Below are 3223 nucleotides of genomic sequence, written 5' to 3'. Positions count from 1 at the left end.
TCGGCTGAGCGGTCGGCCGGATGGTCGATGGGGTGGCCAGCTCGGTGACCAACTGGATGGTCATCGAGCTGCCGCCTGTGGCCGGATGCTCGCACGCTCGTGGCCGGCGCCAGCGCTGCCCCCGAGGACGGCGCCGGTGCCGGTCCCGGCGTTGGCCCCGGCGTCGATCTCGGCCTGGAGCAGGCCCAGCGGGCCGCCGGCCGGCAGCCGGTCGAGGAGATCGTCGGCGGGGCAGCGGCCCGGCTCGGCGTAGGTCTCGAGATAGGTGTCGACGGCGGCGAGCAGGGCGCCGTCGACACCCAGGCGTCCCAGCGCGTCCCGGGCCGCGCCCGCGCACCGCCGCGCCGCCCGGTGCAGCATGTCGTCACGCAGCCCCAGCGTGGCCGCGGTCAGCCAGCGGCCGGCCACGGGCTCGCACGCGTCGGCCGCCGTGTCCGCGGCGCGGGGGTCGTCGAGCAGGGCGGTGGTCACCGCGACCGCCACCGGCCAGTTGCCGGCCGGTGCCGCGTCGAGGTAGCGCAGTTCCAGCCAGCCGCGCGGACGTACCGGCGGGAACACCGTGGTCGCGTGATAGCGCAGGTCCGCGACTGTCGGTGGCCGCGCCACCGGGCCGGCGCCGGCCACCCAGTCGGCGAACGTCGACCCGTCCTGGGCGAGCCGGAAGTCACCGTCGGGCAGCCGCACCAGCATGATCCTGGCCGCCAGCAGGTAGTCCGCCCAGGCCGTCGCCGGATCCGGCCGGTGGGGGGCGGCCACCGGGGAGGTCCGGCTCGGGTCGATGTCCGCCCACAGCGACTGCCGGGTGGAACGCCACCCGGTCGCCGTCCCGCCCAGCACCGGGGAGGCGGCGAACATGGCCACCAGCACCGGCCCGAGGGCGTGCGCCAGCTCGAAGCGCCGGCCCCACTGCGCCGGGCTGCCCGCGTCCAGGTTGACCTGGACGGACGCGGTCGAGCACATCATCGCCTCGCCGGCCCGGCCGCCGTCCGTCCGCCGGAAGTACCGCTGCATGGCCACGTAGCGGGGGGCGTGCAACAGGCGGCGCGGTGGCCGCAGCGGATCGGTGCCCATCGCGGCCAGGGCGAGCCCGGCGTCGGCGAGCATGGCGCGCACCGCGGTGAGATCGGCGGCGGTCCGCGCCAGCGCGTCCGGCAGCGGCAGGGGCGGGGCGGACAGTTCGAGCTGGCCGCCGGGCTCGAAGGTGATCCGGGTCCCCCCGGGCAGGAACAGATCGTCCACCGGCTCCGGGAAGGTCCGGGGGGACGCTTTCTCTCCCTGCCGCGGTCCTTCCGGTGACAGCCCTTCCGGTGACGGGTCGCCGGTGAGCGCCGCCAGCGTGCGGCCGGGGGGCACCGGCAGTGCCGGGGAGGCGATGTCGACGACGAACCACTCGGTCTCGATACCGACGCTGCCGGCAGGCTGATCGGTCAGGCAGGTCAGGTGCGCGTAACGGTGGACGTCCTCCGGTGAACGGATCTCGTCGTCGGCGCGGAGCCCGCCGTCATGCTGGTTCCTGTCGTCGGTGCGGATCTTGCCGTTGGTACAACAAGGGCCGGTACAACAGGGATCGGTACAACAGGGATCGGGGCCGGGTGCTGGCATGGCTGCCGGTGTCCGTTTCATGAACCCTCCAGGTCCGGACCGGCCAGGGTCGCTGGCCGCGGGTCGAGGTACGGGCCGATGGCGGTCGGTGCGGGTCAGGTGGCTCCGTTCCGCCGCGTCGTGGACTTTCCGGCCCTTTGACCAGACCTTCACAGCAGGGTGTTGCCCGGTAGTTACCGATGCGCGAACGATGTGGCGCACATCGAAGGGCCGCTGTCGGATTGTGCCCATCACCCGACCCCCCTCACACCGGAAAGTTCGGTCATCGTCCGGAGTCTGATGGGAGGCGTGTGCGGCGTCCAGGCTGGGCGACGTCGGCTCCGGGCACCCTTTCAGGCTGTGTGGCGCCCGGAGCGGGCGCCCTTTCGGGCTCTGTGGCGCCCGGCCTGGGCACCGTTGGGTCAGGGTGTAAGTATGTGTCATGTTGGACGACTGTTGCGATTTTTATGAAATGGTGGCCGTCGCATAGTTGGTTTGCTGTGGCGTTCGGTGACCGTGTCGCGGCACACTCGGTGATGGTCAATGTGCGACGCGCATGGGGCAGGCGCAGCCGCATGCGGTCGTACGGGGCCGGACCGAGGACGGACCGAGGACGGACCGAGGACGGAGCACGTTCCGCGCCGGCCCGTGCGTCAACGGTGGAGGTGACGGATCCCGCGCCATGCGGGTCCCGAACCATGCCAGCTCCCGCGTCACGCGGGCCAGGCCGGCGCGACGGAGCGGCGGGAAACAGGGCGACCGGAAGGCGGTGACGACCGGGATGCCGGAAAGGCAGTGGCCAGGACGGTCGGCCATGGCGGAGTACCTGCGCCGCAGGGAGCTGTACATGGCCGAACGTAAGGACCGCCTGACACGAGCGGCCGTCACCGCGGCTGTGGCCGCCGCGCTGGCCGCGGCCGCCGTCGGCGTGCTCGGTGCCATGGCGGGCCTGTCCGTGCTGGTCGTGCTGCAGATGGTCCTCGGGGCCGTCCTGGTCGTCCTCGTCGCCGCCGCGGCGCGCTTCCTGCGTTCCCCGTCGGAGATCGAGTCCTGGCGGCACGACGCCGAGGCCGAGCGCCGCACGGCCCGCGCCCTCGACCGCCTCGTCCGGGCCGGCTACACGGTCCTGCACGACCGCGCGCTCGCGGACTCCGCCGGCAACGTCGACCATCTGGTGATCGGCCCGTCCGGGGCGTGGGTCGTCGAGACGGATGCCCACCGCGGGCCGCTGCGCCAGAACCGGGCCGGGCTGTGGGCCGGCAAGGTGCCGTTGCGCGCCATGCTCGGCCTGGTCGCGTGGATGAGCGAGGAGGTCACCGGCCACCTGGTGGCCGATCTTCCGGACGGCTGGCAGCTGCAGGCCCAGCCGGTGGTCGCGTTCTCCCGTGCCGAGCTGCCGCACGGGCTCGCCCTGCTCGACGGTGTGGTGCTGCTGCCGGCGGCCGGGGTCGCCGACTACATCCTCACCGCCGGTGTCGTACTGAAGCCCCTGGACGTCGCCATTCTGGTGGACGTCGCCGAGCGGGCCTTCCCGCCGTATCCGGTGGACGGGCCGGCTCCGACCTGGCCGGCGATGTCCAGGCTGCGGGGGATACTGGGCCGCTGACGGGCCCTGCGGGACACCGGGCCGGCTGATGCTCCT

2 protein-coding genes are annotated in these 3223 nt (G+C 73.3%); one reads left to right on the top strand and one right to left on the bottom strand.

The genetic code is table 11. From position 1 onward, the window contains the following. Positions 1-60 precede the first annotated feature (60 nt). The gene (gene egtA / locus AC5LUJ_RS10505; RefSeq protein WP_493464845.1) at positions 61-1623 is read right to left on the bottom strand and encodes an ergothioneine biosynthesis glutamate--cysteine ligase EgtA; all 1563 of its coding nucleotides are present in this window, start codon (positions 1621-1623) and stop codon (positions 61-63) included. Positions 1624-2395: 772 nt separating this feature from the next. On the opposite strand from egtA, the gene AC5LUJ_RS10500 reads away from it, so the two are divergent. Continuing rightward, entirely contained in the window at positions 2396-3187 is a 792-nt protein-coding gene (locus tag AC5LUJ_RS10500) for a nuclease-related domain-containing protein (RefSeq protein ID WP_250281538.1), read from the top strand. Positions 3188-3223: the final 36 nt, after the last annotated feature.

The organism is Protofrankia sp. CiP1_Cm_nod3 (assembly GCF_982290655.1).
Note: the sequence above shows the minus strand (reverse complement) of the source record. Positions and strands in the feature narration are given on the sequence as shown.

Excerpts from the sequence above, each read along its gene's own strand:
- egtA (WP_493464845.1), bottom strand. The coding sequence starts at position 1,623 with ATGAAACGGACACCGGCAGCCATGCCAGCACCCGGCCCCGATCCCTGT.
- AC5LUJ_RS10500 (WP_250281538.1), top strand. The coding sequence starts at position 2,396 with ATGGCGGAGTACCTGCGCCGCAGGGAGCTGTACATGGCCGAACGTAAG.